This window comes from Flavobacteriales bacterium (assembly GCA_030584065.1).
In the GTDB taxonomy this organism is placed as follows: Bacteria; Bacteroidota; Bacteroidia; order Flavobacteriales_F; family PHOS-HE28; genus PHOS-HE28.
In genome coordinates this window covers 3,097,895-3,117,816 of record CP129489.1, presented here as the reverse complement: position 1 = coordinate 3,117,816, position 19,922 = coordinate 3,097,895, and the positions used below count along the sequence as shown (strand labels likewise).

The window sequence follows — 19,922 nt, the reverse complement described above, 5'->3', positions numbered from 1 at the left end:
AGCAAGAAGGCCATGGCCCATGTGCAACCCGCCGAAGTGACGGCGATCCTGAAACAAGAACTCGCCGGCTTCCGCAGCGAGGCCGAGCTGGAAGAGGTCGGAACGGTGCTGCAGGTCGGTGATGGCATCGCACGCATCTACGGCCTCAAGGGCGTGCAGAGCGGCGAACTCATCGAGTTCAACAGCGGCCTCCGCGGCATCGTGCTCAACCTGGAGGAGGACAACGTGGGCGCCGTACTCCTAGGGTCCAGCGTGGGCATCAAGGAGGGCGACACCGTGAAGCGCACCAAGCGCATCGCCAGCATCAACGTCGGCGAGCAGATGGTGGGCCGCGTGGTGAACACCCTTGGCGAGCCCATCGACGGCAAGGGCCCCATCGGCGGCGAGCTCTTCGAAATGCCGTTGGAGCGCCGTGCCCCGGGCGTTATCTACCGCGAGCCCGTGAAGGAGCCCCTGCAGACCGGCATCAAGGCCGTGGATGCCATGATTCCCATCGGTCGCGGCCAACGCGAGCTCATCATCGGCGACCGCCAGACCGGAAAGAGCACGGTGGCCATCGACACCATCATCAATCAGAAAGAATTCTACGAGGCCGGCAAGCCGGTGTACTGCATCTATGTGGCCATCGGCCAGAAGGGCAGCACCGTGGCGGCCACGGTGAAGACCCTGGAGGAGAACGGCGCCATGCCCTACACCATCGTGGTTGCTGCCAACGCCAGCGACCCCGCCCCGATGCAGTTCTACGCGCCTTTCACCGGCGCTGCCATCGGCGAGTATTTCCGCGACACCGGACGCCCTGCCCTGATCGTGTATGACGATCTCTCGAAGCAGGCCGTGGCCTATCGCGAGGTGTCGCTGCTGCTTCGCCGCCCCCCGGGCCGCGAAGCCTATCCCGGCGACGTGTTCTACCTGCACAGCCGTCTGCTGGAGCGCGCCGCCAAGGTGATCGCCGACGACAAGGTGGCCGCTGAGATGAACGACCTGCCCGCCTCATTGAAGGGCCGCGTGAAAGGGGGCGGCTCCCTCACCGCGCTGCCCATCATCGAGACGCAGGCCGGCGACGTGTCCGCCTATATCCCCACCAACGTGATCTCGATCACGGACGGGCAGATCTTCCTGGAGAGCAACCTCTTCCTCAGTGGCGTGCGCCCCGCGATCAACGTCGGCATCAGCGTGAGCCGCGTGGGCGGAAATGCCCAGATCAAGTCGATGAAGAAGGTGGCCGGCACGCTGAAGCTCGACCAGGCTCAGTACCGCGAGCTGGAGGCCTTCAGCAAGTTCGGCTCCGACCTCGACGCCGCCACCAAGTCCGTGCTCGACAAGGGCGCGCGCAACGTGGAGATCCTCAAGCAGGGCCAGAACAGCCCCATGCGCGTGGAGGAGCAGATCGCCATCATCTACTGCGGCACCAAGGGCCTGCTCAGCAAGGTGCCCGTGAAGAACGTGAAGCAGTTCGAGGCCGAGTTCATCACCATGCTGCGCAACAAGCACAGCGATGTGCTCGCCGCGCTCAAGAAAGGCGATTACAACGACCAGATCACCGGCACGCTGGAGAAGGTGGCCGCTGACCTGGTGAAAAGCCTCGACAATTAATAGCGGAGACCGAATGGGGCCGACCCTGGGGGTCGGCCCGAGGCCCCGAACCAGCAGCACTGTACAATGCCCAGCCTGAAGGAGGTACGGAGCAGGATCGTCTCGGTGAACAGCACCAAGCAGATCACCGCAGCCATGAAGATGGTGAGTGCGGCAAAGCTGCGCCGTGCGCAGGACGCCATCGTGCGCATGCGCCCCTATGCCGAGAAGCTGCAGACCATCCTGGGCAATGTGAGCGCAAGCCTCGACAGCAGCGAGGGGGTGTACAGCGCCCAGCGAGAGGTGAAGAAGGTGCTGCTGGTGCCCATCGTGAGCAACCGCGGGCTGGCTGGCGCATTCAACACCCAGGTGTTCCGCCTGATGCGCAAAGCCATTGCCGAGGCACGGTCGAACAACCAGGAGGTGAGCATCCTGCCCATCGGAAAGAAGGCCATGGACCTCTATCGCCGCAGCGGGATGCTGGATGGCAACCTGCCGACGGACCTGGCTTCGCTGTTCGACGGCCTCAGCTTCGACAAGGCCGCACCGGTTGCGGAGCTCCTCATGAAGCAGTTCGCCGAGGGCCGCTACGACCGCGTGGTGCTCTTCTACAACAAGTTCAAGAACGCCGCGGTGCAGATCACCACCGAGGAGCAGTACCTACCCATCGCGCCCGCCGAGAAGGGATCCGGAGGCAGCACCAAGGCAGACCACATCATGGAACCCGACAGGGCCACCATCGTGGAGGGAATCATCCCCAAGAGCCTGAAGATCCAGCTCTATAAGGCGCTGCTCGACAGTTTCGCTGCGGAGCACGGTGCACGCATGACCGCCATGCACAAGGCCACCGACAACGCCGATGCGCTGCTGAAGGACCTGAAGCTGACCTACAACAAGGCGCGCCAAGCGAGCATCACGAACGAGATCCTCGAGATCGTAGGCGGCGCTGAGGCGCTGAAGGGCTGAGGCCCTGCTCAGAACGCGTTGCTTACCAGCCGCCGTTCGCGGCCGGCGTGCGTCCCGTAGTACACGATGGAGAACTCGAAAGCCCCGTTGCTCCGGGAATACGAGCGCAGGGGAGACGTATTCACATCGTAGCTGAACCGGTAGGCGCTGTTCTTGTGCTTCAGGCCCACATGGGCAACGACGGCATCGTCCACGCGATAAGAGGCGCCGCACAGCGCGCTGTACACCGAACCACCGATGACGAACTCGGCCAGCATGCCGGCGTGGATCTGCTGGTCAGCCCCCTGCCGCATGCCTAGGGCCTGCGGAATGAGGACGAACTGCTCGTTGATATTCACCCGCAGGCCGGCATTGATCGAATAGCGGATCGGCAGATCGCTCTTCGTGCTCCGCAGGATGGACTCGTCGGGCGTGGTGACATGGAACAGCGCAACGTTGGCGAACGGCTTCACCGCCGCCCGTGGACTGGTGCTGCGATAGGCGATTCCAAGCGATACGTCCGGCATCAGGCGGGCACCGCGCTGAAGGTTCTCCCCGGATGGCAGGTCCGAATCAAAGTTGCCGTTGCTGTACTGGGCATCCCAGACCAGCTGTTGGTCATTGATCTTCTTGTAGACAAGGCCCAGCTGCACCCCCGCGGACAGGGTATGATGCCCCTTCGGGTCGAAGACGTTGTAGGCCCCCGAGGCGCCCGCTTGGAAGGTGTTCACGATTCCTGCCATGTTGTAATTGGTCAGGTACATCCCTGCCCCGAAACGCTTCTGGAACGAAAGGTCATAGGCGAACGCCGTCGTGAGGAAATTGCTCGACAGGCTGGTCCACTGGCTGCGGACGTTGCAGGCCATGCGGAACTCCGCATTCTCGTACATCCCTGTTAGCGCGGGATTCAGCAATACCGGTGCTGCTTCATACTGCGACAGCTGGCCATCCTGAGAATGGGCCGCAGCGCTGACGCCGAAGGCAATGGTCAGGTGGCAAAGGCGTTTGTAGATGCTCATGATTGTTCAGGGCTTCCGTTTATCGCATGAGTGTGACCTTACCCGACCGCTCGTGCTGCTGGCCATCGACCAATGTGGCCTGGACCGTGTACACATAGACCCCGTTGATCTCCGGCCGGCCGTCGTGGGTGCCGTCCCAGCCGAAGGTGGGATCGGTGGTCTGGAAGATGAGCTCGCCCCAGCCGTTGTAGATCTTCAGATCGATGGTCTCGAACGGACCGCCGCGGACGTAGAACACATCATTGACGCCATCGCCGTTAGGGCTGAACGCATTCGGCAGCTTGGGTGGCAGGATGTCCTTCACGGCGATGCTCATCAACAGCGAGTCGCGATCGGTGCAGCCGTTGGCATTGCTCACGGTCTGCACGATGATGTACTGACCGGCCTCGGTGTACTCATGCACCGGTTCGGCCGCCAGGGCTCCGTTGCCATCGCCGAAGTCGTACTGCCAGCCGGTGGCCCCGAAGGAGCTGTCTGTGAACTCGATCGGCGTGTCGGTGAAGGAATCGCCGCTGATGCTGAAGCCCGCCACAGGCGCTTGCAGCACATCAACGGTACGGGTGACACTGCTGCTGCAGCCGTTCTGGGCGAAGACCGTGAGCGTGGCGGTGTACTGGCCCTGCGTGGCAAAGGTGCTACCGGTCTGCGGACCGCTGCCAGTGGTTCCATTGCTGAATTCCCAGTTCCAGCCCACGATGGGCGCACCCGAGGTGGTACTGGTACTGGTGAACTGCGTCTGCCCTCCGGCACAGGCATTGCTCCAGGTGAAGTCGGCCGTCAGGGGGTTCACGAAGCTCAGGAGCACGGTATCACGCGCTGCCGCACACACACCGTTGCCGGTGGTGGTGAGGACCATGCGCACCGAGCCCAGCTGACCATCCGTGACGCCCGGCTGGTAGGTGGCGTTGGCATCCGCCGTGTTCGGCAGGAATACACCGGCACCGTTGCTCGACCATTGCACACCCGATGCTCCCGTGAAGGAACCGCCGAGCTGAACTGCTGTAGTGGCATCGCACACGTTGATGTCCTGGCCGGCGTTCACCGTGGGCATCTGCTGCAGGGCCACCACCAGGGTATCGTGCGCTGCAGGGCAGCCCAGGTTTCCGGTGGTGCTGAGCACGAAGCGCAGTTCGCCGAAGACCAGGTCCGTGGCACTGGGTACGTAGGTGCTGGTGAGGCTGGTGTGGTCCGGTGCGAAAGTGCCGGTACCGGTGGTGCTCCATTGGCCACCGCTCACACCGATCACCGCACCGTTCAGTTGGATCGCGCCACCATCGGCACAGATCACTTGGTCGGTGCCAGCATTGGCGATGCGCGTGGGACCGATGTCCACGAAAAGCGAGTCGCTCACGTTGCCGCACGTACCTGTTCCGAATCCGGTGAGGATGAGGTACACGCCGCCTGCGATGCTATCGTTCGCTGTAGGCGTGTAGACCGCGTTGGCCACGGTGTTCGAGGGGCTGAAGCTGCCCGTGCCCGTGGTGAACCACTGCACGCTGCCGGCGTTCTGCACCTGCCCGTTGAGGGACACATCCTCCAGCCCATCACACAGCAACACACTTGCACCGGCATCCACGGTGGGGGGCACATGGTAGCTCACCACGAGGGTATCGCGCCCGGCTGCACAACCTTGGTTGTTGGTGGTGGAGAGCACCAGCGACACATCACCGATCACGAAGTCGGCCGGGCCGGGCACGTAAGTGGCGTTGAGCGCAGTGGCGCTGGGCAAGAAGGAACCCGTACCGGTGCTGCTCCAGATGCCCGTGGTGGTTCCGGCCACTGCACCGTTCAGGACGATGTTGGCATCGGTACTGCAGGCCACCACATCCGGTCCAGCGGTCGCAGCGAGTCCACCACCAAAGGTGATCACGAGCTGATCGCTGACCGCGGCACAGGGCTCCACACCCGTTGTGGTGGCGGTGAGCACCACACTGCCAGCGGTACTATCAGCAGCGCTCGGTGTATAGAGTGTGGCCAAGGCATTGGCATCCAGGAAGCTGCCGGTGCCGCTGGTGCTCCAGCTCACGGTGGGTACGTTCGCCACATTGGCCACCAGCTGCACGGGAGCGGCCGTGCAGGCCACGATGTCCGCGCCGGCGTTCACCTGGGGCAATGCGTTCACGCTGATGGTGACCACATCACTGGCGGCCGCACAGAGCCCATTGCCCACCGTGGTGAGGGTGAGCTGGACCTCGCCATTGGCGATATCGGCAGCGCTGAGCGTGTAGGTGCTGTTGGTGGCGGTGGTGTTGCTGAAGAAGCCACTGCCACCGGTGGTCCACTGTCCACCTTGCGCGCCGCTCACATTACCAGCGAGCTGCACGATGGGCGCATTGGCGCACACCACTTGATCGTCCCCGGCAAAGGCGAAGCTGCTGTTGCCGAAGGTGAGCACCAACTGGTCCTGCACAGGAGCGCAGGTGCCCGTGTTGGTGCTGAGGAGCGTGAGTACTACGCTCCCATTGGCCACATCGGCGGGCGAGAAATGGTACTGAGCATTGAGCACATCGGCACTGGGCTCGAAGGAACCGGTACCCGTGCTGGACCAGATACCCGATGGCGAACCGTTGACGATCTGACCTTGCAATTGAGCATGATCATCGAGCACGCACACGCTCATGTCAGGACCTGCATTGGCCTGCAGACCATCGGTGAGGTAGATGGTCATCGCATCGGTGACGGCATTGCAGGTGCCGTTGTTCTGGGAGGTCAGTGTGAAGGTGATAGACCCGTTCTGGATATCGGCGGCACTTGCGGTGTACGCAGTGCTGAGGTCAGTGGTCGAAGCCAGCGTACCCGTACCCGTGGTGCTCCACAAGCCCAGATCGGTGATGCCGGACACGATGCCCTGCAGGTCGAACGTGCTGACGCCATCGCAGTAGGTCTGGTCCGGACCAGCGTTCACGTAGGGCGCTGGAGTGAGACTCAAGACCATGGCATCGTTGGCGCTGTTGCAGCTGTTCAGTGCGCTCAGCGTCAGGGTCACTTCACCGATCAACGTGTCGAGTGCGCTGGGCACATAAGTGGGCGTGAGTACCGTGTTGTTCGGGAAGAACTGGCCGGTACCGCTGGTGGTCCACTGTACTTGTGTGGCATCGCCCAGCAGGCTGCCGTTCAGCTGCACCACTGCATTGTTGGCACAGGCGGTCATGTCCGCACCGGCGTTCACCGTCCCGAAGGGCAGAATGTCGATGTGGATGGTATCGATCGCCGCAGGGCACACGCTGGTACTGGTGGCCGTGAGGATCAGGTCCACGCCGGTGGCCAGGGAATCCTGTGAACTCGCCCGATAGATGTTGGCCAGTGCGCTCGTGGCGTTCTGGAAGGTGCCCGTGCCGAGCGTGCTCCATACACCCGTGGTGGAAGCGCCGCTCACGCTGCCATTGATGAGGATATCGAGGTCGTCCACGCACACCACCAGATCGTTGCCTGCGTCCACCTGCGACTCCGGCACGATGGTCAGTGTCATCTGATCCATGGCATTGTCGCAGCTGTTCACGCTCCAGGTGAAGGTGACGTTGCCAGCGAGCGCATCGCTGGGAGCAATGGTGTACACCGCGTTCGGCGCGCTTGCGTTCGGCGCGAACGAACCTGCTCCGGTAGTGGTCCATGTGCCTTGTGTGGCGTTGCCGGTGATGGTGCCGTTCAATGCAATGGTCGCTTCTGTCGCGCACACCACTTGATCAGGCCCGGCATTGGCGATCGCGTTGGGCAGGATGATCAGGTCCAACGTATCGCTCACGCTTGCGCAGAGTCCGTTGCCGGTGGACGTCAGGATGAGCTGTACACCGCCATTGAGCGAATCCAGGCTGCTCGCCAGATAGGTCGCGGTGAGGGCGCTCGCGTTCGGCGCGAACGATCCTGTTCCCGAGGTGGTCCACTGACCCGTGGTCGCACCAGCGCTCACGCTTCCGTTCAACGCCACATCCAGGGCGTTGGAGCAAGCCGTGATGTCCGCACCAGCGTTCACCACAGGTGCCGGGGTCACGCTGATGTTCAGTTGATCGTTCACCGCAAGGCAGTTGCCATTGCCGGTGCTGGTCAAGGTGAGGGTGATGGTACCCTGCTGCAGCTCGAAGGGCGTCAGCGTGTACTGGGCGTTCAGCGCGTTGGCGTCTGGTGAATAGGTCCCCAGGCCGCCGCTCCATGTGGCGCCGTTGGCTACCGTCAGTGCACCACTGAGGTCGACCGTAGGGTTGTTCGCACAGACGGTCAGATCCGCACCAGCATTCACCGATGGTGCCGGCGTGAAGGTGATGAGCACTTGATCGTTCACGGCGAAGCAGCTGCCATTGCCTGTGCTGGTGAGCGTGAGGAGCACACTACCAGCAGCCAGTTCAGCAGCGGTCGGAGTGTACACCGGAGCGAACACATTGTTGGCCGGTGAGAAGGATCCGTTACCGCCGGACCAGGCTCCACCGTTGGCATTGATCACGTTGCCGTTCAGCTGTACATCGCTGTTGTTGGCACAGATCGCGAGGTCGGTACCGGCATCCACAATGGGCGCACCAGTGAAGGTGACGGTCATCTGGTCGCTCATCGCGTTGCAGATGGTGGTGCCCGTGCTGGTGAGCGTGAAGGTGATCACACCCGCAGCGATCTCACCCGCCGTGGGAATGTATTGTGTGGCCGTGGCCGTAACACCTGAGACGTACGTGCCTGCACCGCCGCTCCAGATGGCACCCGGCGCGTTGCCCACAAAGCCATTGAGCTGGATGTTGGGGTTGTTCGCGCAGATGGCCTGGTCGGGACCAGCGTTGACGACAGGTACAGGATCGATGGTGATGACCATGTTGTCCTGCACAGCCGTGCAATTGCCGAAGCCTGTGGTGGTGAGCGTAAGCGTGACACTACCCGCAGCCATCTCAGCGAGGCTCGGGGTATAGGTCGCACTCAGCGTATTCGCGTTCGGGCCGAAGCTGCCCGAACCACCGCTCCATACGCCACCTGTAGCTACGGTCACCGCGCCATTCAGCGCCACTTCCGCAGCATTGGCACACACATGGGCGTTCATACCAGCATCCACGGTGGGCGCCTGTGTGAAGAACAGCTGCACCGAATCAAGGGCGGCGTTGCAACCACCATTACCCGTGGAGGTGAGGTACAGCCATAGGTTGCCTGCGTTGAGTTCCGCAGCGGTCGGCGTGTAGACCGCACCCAGGCTGTTGGCCGCAGGCCCATACGTTCCTGCACCACCGCTCCAGGTCCCACCGATGGCACCCGACACATTTCCGGCGAGCTGGGCGTTCGCGTTGTTCGCACAAAGCGTCTGGGCGACCCCCGCGTCCACGATCGGTGCCGGGGTAAAGGTGATCACGACATTGTCGCTCACTGCTGCACACAGGCCATTGCCGGTGCTGGTGAGGGTGATGGTCGCGTTGCCTGCCGTGATCTCAGCCGCGGTGGGCGTGTAGATGGCGTTCAGCGTCGTTGCGTTGGGGCTGAACGTGCCTGCACCGCTCCATACACCACCGGCCGCATTGAGCACATTGCCGTTGAGGGCAGCGCTGGCGTTGTTGGCACACACTTGGATCGCAGCACCAGCATCCACGATGGGCGCAGGGGCGATGGTGATGACCACCTGATCGCTTACGGCATTGCACAAGCCATTGCCCACCGTAGTAAGCGTCAGCGTGGCCGTACCCGCTGCGATCTCGGCGGCGCTCGGCGTGTAGGTAGCGTTCAGCGTACCACTGTTCGGGCTGAAGCCGCCTGTGCCACCGGTCCACAGCCCTCCAGCGGCCACGGTGACCGCACCATTGAGCTGTACGGTGGAACTGTTCGCACAACTGTTCAGGTCCACACCTGCATTCGCAGTAGGCGCAGGCGTAAAGGTGTAGGTCACCTCGTCGCTCACCGCCGTGCAGCCGTTGTTGCCAGTGGTGGTCAGGGTCAGGGTCACGCTGCCAGCGGCCAGTTCACCCACAGAAGGTTGGTACACTGCGCTGAGGCTGTTGGCGTTCGGGGCGAAGGTGCCCTGCGCGCCGGACCAGGACCCACCATTGGCCACGGTAACACTACCGTTCAGTTGGATGCTGGCATTGTTCGCACAGAATACACCGCCGACACCCGCTTCCGCCGTGGGAGCGGCCGTGAAGGTGATGAGCACGTTGTCCGTTACCGGCACGCAATTGCCATTGCCGATGGTGGTGAGGGTTAGGTTCAGCGTACCTGCTGCGATCTCGGTGGGAGTCGGCGTGTACACGGCGTTCAGCGATGCGATGGACGGCGTGAACGTTCCCGCACCACCGCTCCATTGACCACCGCCCGCGCCGGCCACACTACCGCCGAGCTGCACACTGGCGTTGTTGCTGCACACGAAGAGGTTGTTGCCTGCTTCCGCCACCGGAGCGGCGATGATGCTGATGGTCATCTGGTCGCTCACTGCGTTGCACAAGCCGTTCTGGGTGGATGTGAGCGTGAGGGTCACCGTGCCCAGGGCCACTTCCGCCGGACTGGGTGTGTAGGTCGCATTCAGGGTGTTGGCGTTCGGGCTGAAACTGCCGCTGCCGCCGCTCCACACACCACCACCGGCGATGCTCACTGTACCGCTCAGGCTGACCGTTGCACCGTTCGCGCAAACGGTCACATCAGGACCTGCATTGACGACCGGGGCCTGTGTGAAGACGATGAACACCTCGTCCGTGACCTGCGCGCAGGTGCCGTTGCCGGTGCTGGTGAGGTACAGTGTCACCGAACCGTTGTTGAGCTCGGTGGTGCTCGGGGTATAGACGGCGTTCAGTGCGGTGATGCTCGGCGAGAAGCCACCGGTGCCGCCGCTCCAGATGCCACCGCCTGCATTGCCAACCGAAGCTGCCAGCTGCACTGCGGCGTTGTTCGCACACACAGTTCCGTCCAGGCCGGCGTTCACCACTGGTGCAGGTGCCACGGTGATCACCACCTGGTCACTGACAGCATTGCACAAGCCATTGCCCGTGCTGGTGAGCGTGAGGGTAACGGTACCGGCGGAGATCTCACCCGGGGTGGGCGTGTAGGTCGCGTTCAAGTTGGAAATGCCCGGGTTGAAGGTGCCCGATCCGCCGCTCCACACACCGCCGGTCGCATTGTTCACGGTCCCGGCCAGCTGCGCGGTCGATTGGTTGGCGCAGACAGTGAGGTTCGTACCCGCGTTCACCACCGGTGCCGGTGTGATGGTGATGGTCACCTGGTCGGTCACGGGCAGGCTGTTGCCATTGCCCACCGTGGTGAGGGTGAGTGTCACCGTTCCCGCGGCGATCTCAGCAGCGCTCGGCACATAGGTCGCGTTCAGGGCGCCGCTGTTGGGCGTGAAAGTGCCCGTTCCGCCACTCCAGATGCCACCTGTGGCAATGGTCACCTGACCGTTCAACACCACACTTGCGTTGTTCGCACAGATGCTCTGGTCGGGACCGGCATTGGCCGTGGGCGCTGCACCGAAGGTGATGGTCATCGCATCGCTCGATGACGCGCAGGCACCGTTGCCCGTGGTGGTCATCGTCAGGGTCACGCTACCCGCGGCGATCTCAGCGGCCGTGGGCGTGTATACCGCGTTCGCCGTGGTGTTGTTCGGAGCGTAGGTGCCCGCACCACCGCTCCAGATGATCCCCGTGGCGATGCTGAAGGAGCCCGCCAGCGTGGTGTTGGCATTGTTACTGCTCACCGTTTGGTCCAGGCCTGCGTTCGCGATCGGAGCCGGAGTGAAGTCGAGGGTCACCAGGTCGCTAACAGCCGCGCAGATGCCATTGCCCGTGGTGGTCACCGTCAGCGTAACACTCCCGTTCGCGACCTCGATCGGCGAAGGCTGGTAGGTGATGTTCTGTGCCGTGCTCCCAGGAGCGTAGACCCCCGCTCCACCTGACCACTGCACGCCGGTGGCCACCGTGATCGCGGCGTTCAGCACCGCATTGGCGTTGTTGCCACAAAGCGTCTGGTCAGCACCGGCGCTCACCGTGGGTGCCGGAGTGATGGTATAGGTCACCTGGTCCGTGACAGGGTTGCACAGACCGTTGCCTGCCGAGGTGAGGGTGAGCGTCACGCTGCCGCTGGCGATCTCGGCCGCAGTAGGCATGTAGGTGGCATTGAGCGTGATGCTGTTCGGCGAGAACACGCCGGACCCACCGCTCCATACGCCACCCGCGGCACCGTTCACGGCGCCGTTCAGACTGATGAGCGGTGCGTTCGCGCACACCAGGCCATCCGGGCCGGCGTTCACGATCGGTGCTGGCGTGTACGTGATGACGCGCGTATCCGTAGCGGCAGCGCAGTTCCCGTTGCCCGTGGAGGTCAGCGTCAAGGTGATCTGACCGGCGGCAATGTCCGCAGCACCCGGTGTGTAGGTCGCGTTCAGCGCGTTGGCACTAGGGCTGAAGGTTCCCGTACCACCGCTCCACACTCCGCCCGTGGCCGTGACCACGCTACCGCCCAAGGGTACGGCGGCATTGTTGGCGCATACCGTCACATCCGGACCTGCATTGGCGGTCGGCGCGTCGGTGAAGGTGAGCAGCACCTGGTCGCTCACTGCGTTGCACAGGCCGTTGCCCGTGGTCGTGAGCGTGAGCGTCACACTGCCAGCGCCGATCTCCGCCGCCGTGGGCGTGTAGATCGCGCTCATGTTCGTCGTGCTGGGATCGAAGGTCCCGTTGCCACCGCTCCAAACACCACCCGTCGCCACGGTGAAAGCACCCGCCAGCGAGGTCACGGCGTTGTTGGCGCAGAGCACGCGGTCAGCGCCGGCGTTCGCCGTGGGGGCCGGTGTGATGGTGTAGGTGACCTGATCGCTCACAGGCGAACAAGTGCCATTGCCCACGGTCGTGAGCGTGAGGGTGACCGTACCCGCAGCACGCTCGGCAGCGCTCGGCAGGTAGATGGCGTTCAAGGTGCTGTTGTTGGGCGTGAACGTTCCAGTTCCACCGCTCCAAATGGCACCTGTGGCGACCGTCACACTGCCGTTCAAGTTGATGGAAGCATTGTTGGCACACACCGTGCCGTTCGCCCCAGCATCCACCGTGGGTGCCGGCGTGAATGTGATCACCCGGCTGTCCGATACCGCCGTGCAAGTATTGTTGCCCGTACTGGTCAGTGTGAGCGTAAGCGTGCCCGCCGCGATCTCCGCAGGGGTCGGCGTGTAGGTGGCGTTGAGCGTGGTATTGTTGGGCGTGAAGCTGCCCAGACCACCGCTCCAGATACCGCCGCTCGCAATGGTGACGCTGCCGTTCAGGCCGATGGCGGCATTGTTCGCGCAGAAGCTGGCATCCAATCCTGCGTTCACCGTGGGTGCCGGCGTGAAGTTCAAGGAAATGTTGTCGCTCACCTGGTTGCACAGACCGTTGCCCGTGGTGGTGAGCGTGAGCGTGACATTCCCGCTCACGATCTCGGCCGCGGCGGGCGTGTAGCTCGCGTTCATGTTGCTCGCGCTGGGGCTGAAGGTGCCTGCTCCACCGCTCCACAAACCTCCGGACGCCACGGTGAAGCCCCCGTTCAAAGTGGCCACCGGGTTGTTCGCACAAAGCGTCTGGTCCGCACCAGCGTTGGCAATTGGTGCAGGGCTGATGGTCCAGGATACCTGATCGCTCACGGCGCTGCAGTTACCGTTACCCGTGCTGGTCAACGTGAGGTTCACACTACCAGCAGCGCGCTCAGCTGCGGTCGGTGTGTACACCGCGTTCAAGGTGGCGTTGTTGGGGGCATAGGTGCCCGCACCACCGCTCCAAACACCACCGGTCGCACCTACGACGGAACCGGCCAGCGTGATGGTGGCGTTGTTCGCGCATACCGTACCGTTGACACCGGCAGTGACCACCGGTGCGGGCGTGAAGGTGATCACTCGTTCATCGGACACCGCGTTGCAGTTGCCATTGCCCGTGCTCGTCAGCGTGAGCGTAAGGATGCCGTTCGCGATCTCCGCTGCAGTGGGTGTGTACACAGCGTTCAGTGCGGTATTGTTCGGCGTGAACGAACCGTTGCCACCGCTCCATACACCACCCGTCGCTCCCCCCACTGCACCGTTCAGGGCCACCGCAGCGTTGTTCGCGCAGATGGCTACGTCAGCACCGGCGTTCACCGTGGGTGAGGGCGTGAAGGTGAGCTGAACGTTGTCGCTCACCGCCCCGCACAGGCCATTGCCCGTGGTGGTGAGGGTTAGCGTGACCGTTCCGTTCGCGATCTCCGCGGGGCTTGGCGTGTAAACCGCACCCAGGTTGGTGTTGCTCGGTGCGAAGGTGCCGTTGCCGCCGCTCCAGACACCACCAGTGGCCACCGTGACACTACCGTTCAAGGCAGCGTTGGCATTGTTTGAGCAGAGCGAAATGTTCGCCCCGGCGTTGGCCGTTGGTGCCGGCGTGATCGTGTACGTGACCTGGCTGCTGACCGCGCTGCAATTACCGTTGCCAGCCGAGGTCAGGGTGAAGGTGACGCTTCCATTCGCGATCTCCCCTGCGGTCGGCGTGTAGGTGGCGTTCAGCGTGGTGTTGTTCGGCGTGAAAGTTCCTGCACCAGCGCTCCAGATGGCACCGGTCGCACCGCTCACTGAACCGTTCAAGCTCATCACTGGTGCGTTCGCACAGACCGACGCTGCGGTTCCTGCGTTCACGATCGGCGCAGGCGTGAATGTGATTACGCGGCTATCCGACACCGCTGTGCAGTTGCCATTCCCGGTGGTGGTCAAGGTCAATGTGACGGTGCCCGCTGCAAGTTCAGCTGCGGTTGGCGTGTAGGTTCCGTTCAGCGCGGTGTTGTTCGGCGTGAATGATCCGGCACCGCCGCTCCAAATACCGCCCGTTGCGATGGTGACGGCCCCGCTCAAGGATACCACCGGGTTGTTCACGCATACCGATGCATCGGCACCGGCGTTCACCGTGGGCGAGGGCGTGAAGTTCAACGTGATGTTGTCGCTCACCTGGTTGCACAGGCCGTTGCCCGTGGTGGTGAGTGTGAGGGTCACGCTGCCGTTCGCGATCTCTGCCGCAGTGGGCGTGTAGGTCGCGTTCATGTTGGTCGTGCTGGGGAAGAAGGTGCCTGCGCCACCGCTCCAAACACCACCGGTAGCCACGGTGAAGCCCCCGGTCAAGGCCGCCGCCGGGTTGTTGCTGCACAGTGCCTGATCGGCACCGGCATTGGCCGTAGGGGCCGCCGAAATGGTGTAGGTGACCGCATCGCTCACCGCATTGCACAGGCCATTGCCGGTGCTGGTGAGCGTGAGGGTCACCGAGCCTGCTGCGCGCTCTGCAGCACTGGGCAGATAGGTCGCGTTCAGCGCGGTACTGTTCGGGTTGAAGGTCCCCGTACCGCCGCTCCATACACCACCGCCTGCTCCGATCACACTGCCATTCAGAGCAATGGTGGACGCGTTCGAGCAGACGACACCATTGGCTCCGGCATCCACGACCGGCGCCGGGGTGAAGGTGATGATGCGACTGTCGGTCGCGGCATTGCACGTGCCGTTGCCGGTGGTGCTCAGTGTCAAGGTGAGGATGCCCCCGGCGACCTCAGCCGCAGTGGGTGTATAGGTGGCGTTGAGCGCAGTGTTGTTCGGGGTGTAGGTCCCCGCTCCACCGCTCCAAACGCCACCGGTCGCCAGGGTGATGCTCCCGTTCAACGCCACGCTGGAGTTGTTCGCGCAAAGCGTTACATCAGCACCTGCGTTGGCGGTGGGCGAGGGGGTGAAGCTCAGCGTCATTGCATCGCTCACGGCGAGACATGCTCCGACACCTGTTGTCGTGGCGGTGAGCGTCACACCGCCATTGGCGATCTCCGTTGCCGTTGGTGTGTACACCGGGTTCACCGCCGTGTTGCCCGGCGTGAAGGTGCCCGCACCGCCGCTCCAGATGATGCCCGCGGCTACGGTGTATCCGCCGTTCAAGATGGCGTTCGCATTGTTGCCGCATAGCGTCTGGTTGGCTCCTGCGGTGACCGTGGGTGCTGGGGTGATGGTGTAGGTGACCTGGTCGCTCACGGCATTGCAGGTGCCGTTGCCGATGCTGGTCAGGGTGAGCGTCACGGTACCAGCCGCACGTTCCGCAGCGCTCGGGGTATAAGTGGCGGTCAACGTGCTGTTGTTCGGGCTGAAGCTGCCGGTGCCGCCGCTCCAGATCGCGCCGGTGGCTATGGTGACCGCACCGTTCAGGTCAATGGCCGCATTGTTGGCGCATACCGTTCCGTTCATTCCGGCATCCACCGTAGGTGCCGGCGTGAAGGTGATGACCCGGCTGTCGGATACCGCAGTGCAGGTGCCATTGCCTGTGCTCGTCAGGGTGAGCGTCAAGGATCCCGCCGCGATCTCCGCCGCAGTGGGCGTATAGGTGGCGTTGAGCGCGCTGTTGTTCGGGGTGAAGCTGCCCAGTCCGCCGGTCCATGCGCCGCCCGTTGCCACGGTAACGCTGCCGTTGAGCGCAATGGCTGCATTGTTCGCGCAGAGCGACACGTCCACCCCGGCGTTCACTACGGGCGAGGGCGTGAAGTTCAAGGTGATGTTGTCGCTCACCGGGTTGCAGCTGCCGTTGCCGGTGGTGGTGAGCGTGAGTGTCACGCTGCCGTTCGCGATCTCCGCCGCGGTGGGCGTGTAGGTCGCGTTCATGTTGGTGGTGCTCGGGTCGAAGCTGCCGTTGCCGCCGCTCCATACGCCACCTGTGGCCACTGTGAAGCTACCGTTGAGCGTGGCCACGGGGTTGTTGCTGCACAACGTCTGATCGGCGCCCGCATTGGCGGTGGGGGCCGGTGTGATGCTGAAAGTGACCTGGTCGCTCACCGGATTGCAGGTTCCATTTCCCGTACTGGTGAGGGTGAGGGTCACCGTGCCCGCTGCGCGCTCGGCGGCCGTAGGTGTGTAGGTGGCGTTCAGTGCGGTGCTGCTGGGGGCGAAGGTGCCCCCTCCACCGCTCCAAGTGCCGCCCGCAGCACCGGTCACCGAACCGTTCAGGCTGATGGCGCTGTTGTTGGCGCAGACACTGCCGTTCACACCTGCATCTACCACGGGAGCCGGTGTGAACGTGATGATGCGGTCGCTTGACACGGGCAGGCACGTACCGTTGCCAGTGCTCGTCAGGGTGAGCGTCAGCGTTCCCGCTGCGATCTCCGAGGCCGTGGGCATGTAGGTGGCGTTCAGCATGGTGTTGTTCGGCGCATACGTACCCGCACCGCCGCTCCAAGCGCCACCCGTGGCACCGGTAACGCTGCCGTTCAGGGCCAGTGCCGCATTGTTGGCGCAGACCGACACCGGTGCACCCGCGTTCACCATTGCCGCAGGCGTGAAGCTGATCACCATGTTGTCCGTCACCGCGCTGCACGAACCATTGCCAGTGGTGGTGAGCGTGAGCGTGACGTTGCCGTTGGCGATCTCAGCTGCAGTGGGCGTATAGACCGCGTTCATGTTGGTGGTGCTGGGGTCGAAGGTGCCCGCGCCACCGCTCCACACGCCGCCCGTGGCGACCGTGAAGCTGCCGTTCAGGGTGACCGCCGCATTGTTCGCGCACACCACCCGGTCGCTGCCTGCGTTGGCCGTGGGAGCCGACGTGATGGCGTAGGTGACCTGCGCGCTCTCAGCGTTGCAGGTGCCGTTGCCGACGGTGGTGAGCGTGAGCGTCGCACTGCCCGCAGTGACCTCGGCGGCGCTCGGCGTATACACCGCATTGAGCGCACTGCTGTTCGGTGCGAAGGACCCCGTTCCACCGCTCCACACACCACCAGCCGCACCCGAAACAGTGCCGTTCAGGTTGATGGCGCTGTTGTTCGCGCATACGGTTCCGTTCGCGCCGGCGCTCACCGTCGGTGCCGGTGTGAAGGTGATCGTCCGGTTGCTCGTGGCGGCCACGCACGTGCCGTTGCCCGTGGTGGTCAGCGTCAGTGTCAGCGAGCCTGCGGCGATCTCCGCAGCGGTCGGCGTGTAGGTGGCGTTCAGCGCAGTGTTGCCCGGTGTGAACACACCGGTGCCGCCGCTCCAGATGCCGCCCGTGGCCACCGTGACGGCCCCGTTCAGGCTTACCGCGGCATTGTTGGCGCAGACCGAACCGTTCGCTCCCGCATTGGCCGTGGGGCCCGGCGTGAAGGTCAGGGTGACCTGGTCGCTCACCGCCACGCAATTGCCATTACCCGTGGTGGTGAGGGTGAGCGTCACACTGCCGCTGGCGATCTCGGCTGCGGTGGGCGTGTAGGTCACGTTCTGGTTGGTGGTGCTCGGATCGAAACTGCCAGAACCGCCGCTCCAGATCACACCCGTGGCCACCGTGAACGAGCCGCTCAGGACTGCTGCGGCGTTGTTCGAGCACAGCGACTGGTCCGCGCCGGCATTCACCGTGGGCGAAGCAGTGAAGGTGATGAGCACACTGTCCTCAACGGCCTGGCACACGCCGTTGCCGGTGGTGGCGAGGTATAGCCGCACCGAGCCCGCCGTGATCTCCGCAGCGGTCGGCGTGTAGGTGGCGTTCAGGTTGCTATTGGCCGGCAGGAAGGTGCCCGATCCACCCGTCCATACGCCGCCAAGTGCATTGAGGACGGATCCGTTGAGCGTTACCTGCGGGTTGTTGGAGCACACCAGCTGGTCCGGACCGGCCTCAGGCAGCGGTCGCGGAGCGAAGGTGACCACCCGGCTGTCGCTCACAGGCGTGCAGTTGCCGGTGGAGGTGAGCGTCAACGTTACCGTGCCCAAGGCGATATCCCCGAGGCTCGGCTCGTAGGTGGCGTTCAGGTCGGTGGCGCTCGGGCTGAAGGTGCCGCTGCCGTTCGTCGTCCAAATGCCGGTGGTGCTTCCGCCACTTACCGTACCCGCCAAGGGCACCACCTGATCGGCGCAGAGGGTCACGTCCGGCCCGGCGCTCACATCGATGCGGCCGGAGAACTCGGAGAAGAAGCCGTAGCGGCAACCCGTGGCGCCCCCCCCATTGATGATGGCCAGCGAGAACACGTCAGAGGTATTGGTGACCATGAAGGCTTGGTTCACCGGCACCTGCGTGGTGTTGTACTGAATCCGGGCCGCCATCCAGGCACCGGCCGTGCCGGGCACCGCTTGGAACGCCGAAGCCGGGATCGTTGCCGTGCCAGGACCCGTCACCACGAAGTCATCCTGCGAGCCATTGCGCACCAACAGATTGAGGAAGAAGGCCTCGCTGGTGGAGCGCGTGAAGCTCAGGTTGGTGCTGCCCGCGCAGTTCAAGGGCGGCAGGATCGCCATGCCCTGCTCACAACCGAAGCCCGTCACGTGGATCGCGTATACCGGCTTGCTCGCGGAGATGTAGGTGGAGTTGTTCCCTCCCCCGGAGAGGTAATCCATGTCATGCCGGTAGTACTGCCCGGCGAAGAGCGTGGCCACCGGCGTGGCGCTTCCGTCCACGAACACCTGCGTGTTGTTCTGCACGGCCATGATGAAGAGCGACTCATCGCCGGTGGGATTCAGAGCGCCCTTCACGGCGATGTAATCCGTGCCGAGGATGTTCACCGGCACGATCTGGTCGAGCATAAGGTCGTAGCACCCGCCGGACGGGTTGTGGTTCGAGTCATCCTTGATGGAAACGGCAACTGGCTTGTTGGCCAGGACCACCGCGCCAGATGGGTGCGTGGCGGGATCGAAGTGGGTGGCGGGAACGGTGTTTCCACAGGAATAGGTCTGCCCCCTGTTCAGGGTGACCGTGAAGGGGGTCAGGGCAGGATGGCCATCCACCGCCACGGGCGAATAGATGAGCACCGTGGTGTTGTCCTCCGTGGCCACGATATCGAACGAGGCGAACGCCAGATCGGCGTTGTTCGGCGAGAAGTTGTGGTTGTAGAAGGGCGCATGCTTGTGCAGCGGTATGTAGAACTCGGTGCCAAGGCCGTTGGCGCCCTTCAGCGCCATGATGTCCGGGTTGTTCGTGTTGCTGCTCTCGTAGTAGCAGGTGATGTCGGCCGTGGACTGGATCAGCAGGCCGGTGTTGCGCACCGAATTGGTGGGGCGCGTCTCCAACTGGGCCTTCAGCGAGGTCATGTTGTAGCGCACGGCCGCATTGGCCGGCACGTTCAGCACGATCGGGCTGCCTCCATTGAAGGCCGGATTGGCCGGTTGCGACACGGTGACCGTGGCCGCCGCATTGCCCGTGGCGACATTCAGGAAGATCGGCTCGTCCCCCGGCATGTTATGCCGCAGGGTCACGTCCGGAGGGGCCATCCAGAACTCGGTTCCCGTCTGTGCATGGAGCAGCCCGGTCAGGAGCACCCCAAGCACCCAGAGCAGTGCCTGTTTCATTCGATAAGGTCAGCCCATGAGTGGTGGGCCGGGCGTTTGTACGGCAGAAGAACCACATGGTTTGATTCGTCGATGAATCACGCCGTTTCACCGACTCCCCCATGGCGGTTCTCAAAGCACCAGCACATCCATATCGTGCTATTTATCAGGTACTTGATGGCACTAATCCTCCCATCGTAATCCACCTTTGAGGTTCCGGC

The 19,922-nt window shown here is 63.5% G+C and carries 4 protein-coding genes; 2 read left to right on the top strand and 2 right to left on the bottom strand.

Annotation, left to right across the window (positions count from 1 at the left end):
• The first annotated feature begins 12 nt into the window (after positions 1–12).
• Positions 13–1,593 carry a F0F1 ATP synthase subunit alpha gene (gene atpA, locus QY325_13045; GenBank protein WKZ65681.1) on the top strand — a complete coding sequence of 527 codons (1,581 nt, stop codon included), beginning with the start codon at positions 13–15 and terminating at the stop codon, positions 1,591–1,593.
• A gap of 66 nt (positions 1,594–1,659) precedes the next feature.
• Positions 1,660–2,538 (top strand): ATP synthase F1 subunit gamma, encoded by an 879-nt coding sequence (gene atpG, locus QY325_13040; protein ID WKZ65680.1) that lies wholly within the window; start codon positions 1,660–1,662, stop codon positions 2,536–2,538.
• Positions 2,539–2,546: 8 nt separating this feature from the next.
• Here atpG and QY325_13035 read toward each other — a convergent pair whose 3' ends face one another.
• The gene (locus QY325_13035; GenBank protein ID WKZ65679.1) at positions 2,547–3,536 is read right to left on the bottom strand and encodes a PorP/SprF family type IX secretion system membrane protein; all 990 of its coding nucleotides are present in this window, start codon (positions 3,534–3,536) and stop codon (positions 2,547–2,549) included.
• Positions 3,537–3,555: 19 nt separating this feature from the next.
• Positions 3,556–19,722: a gliding motility-associated C-terminal domain-containing protein gene (locus QY325_13030; GenBank protein WKZ65678.1), complete on the bottom strand. Its 16,167-nt coding sequence runs from the start codon at positions 19,720–19,722 to the stop codon at positions 3,556–3,558.
• Positions 19,723–19,922 lie beyond the last annotated feature (200 nt).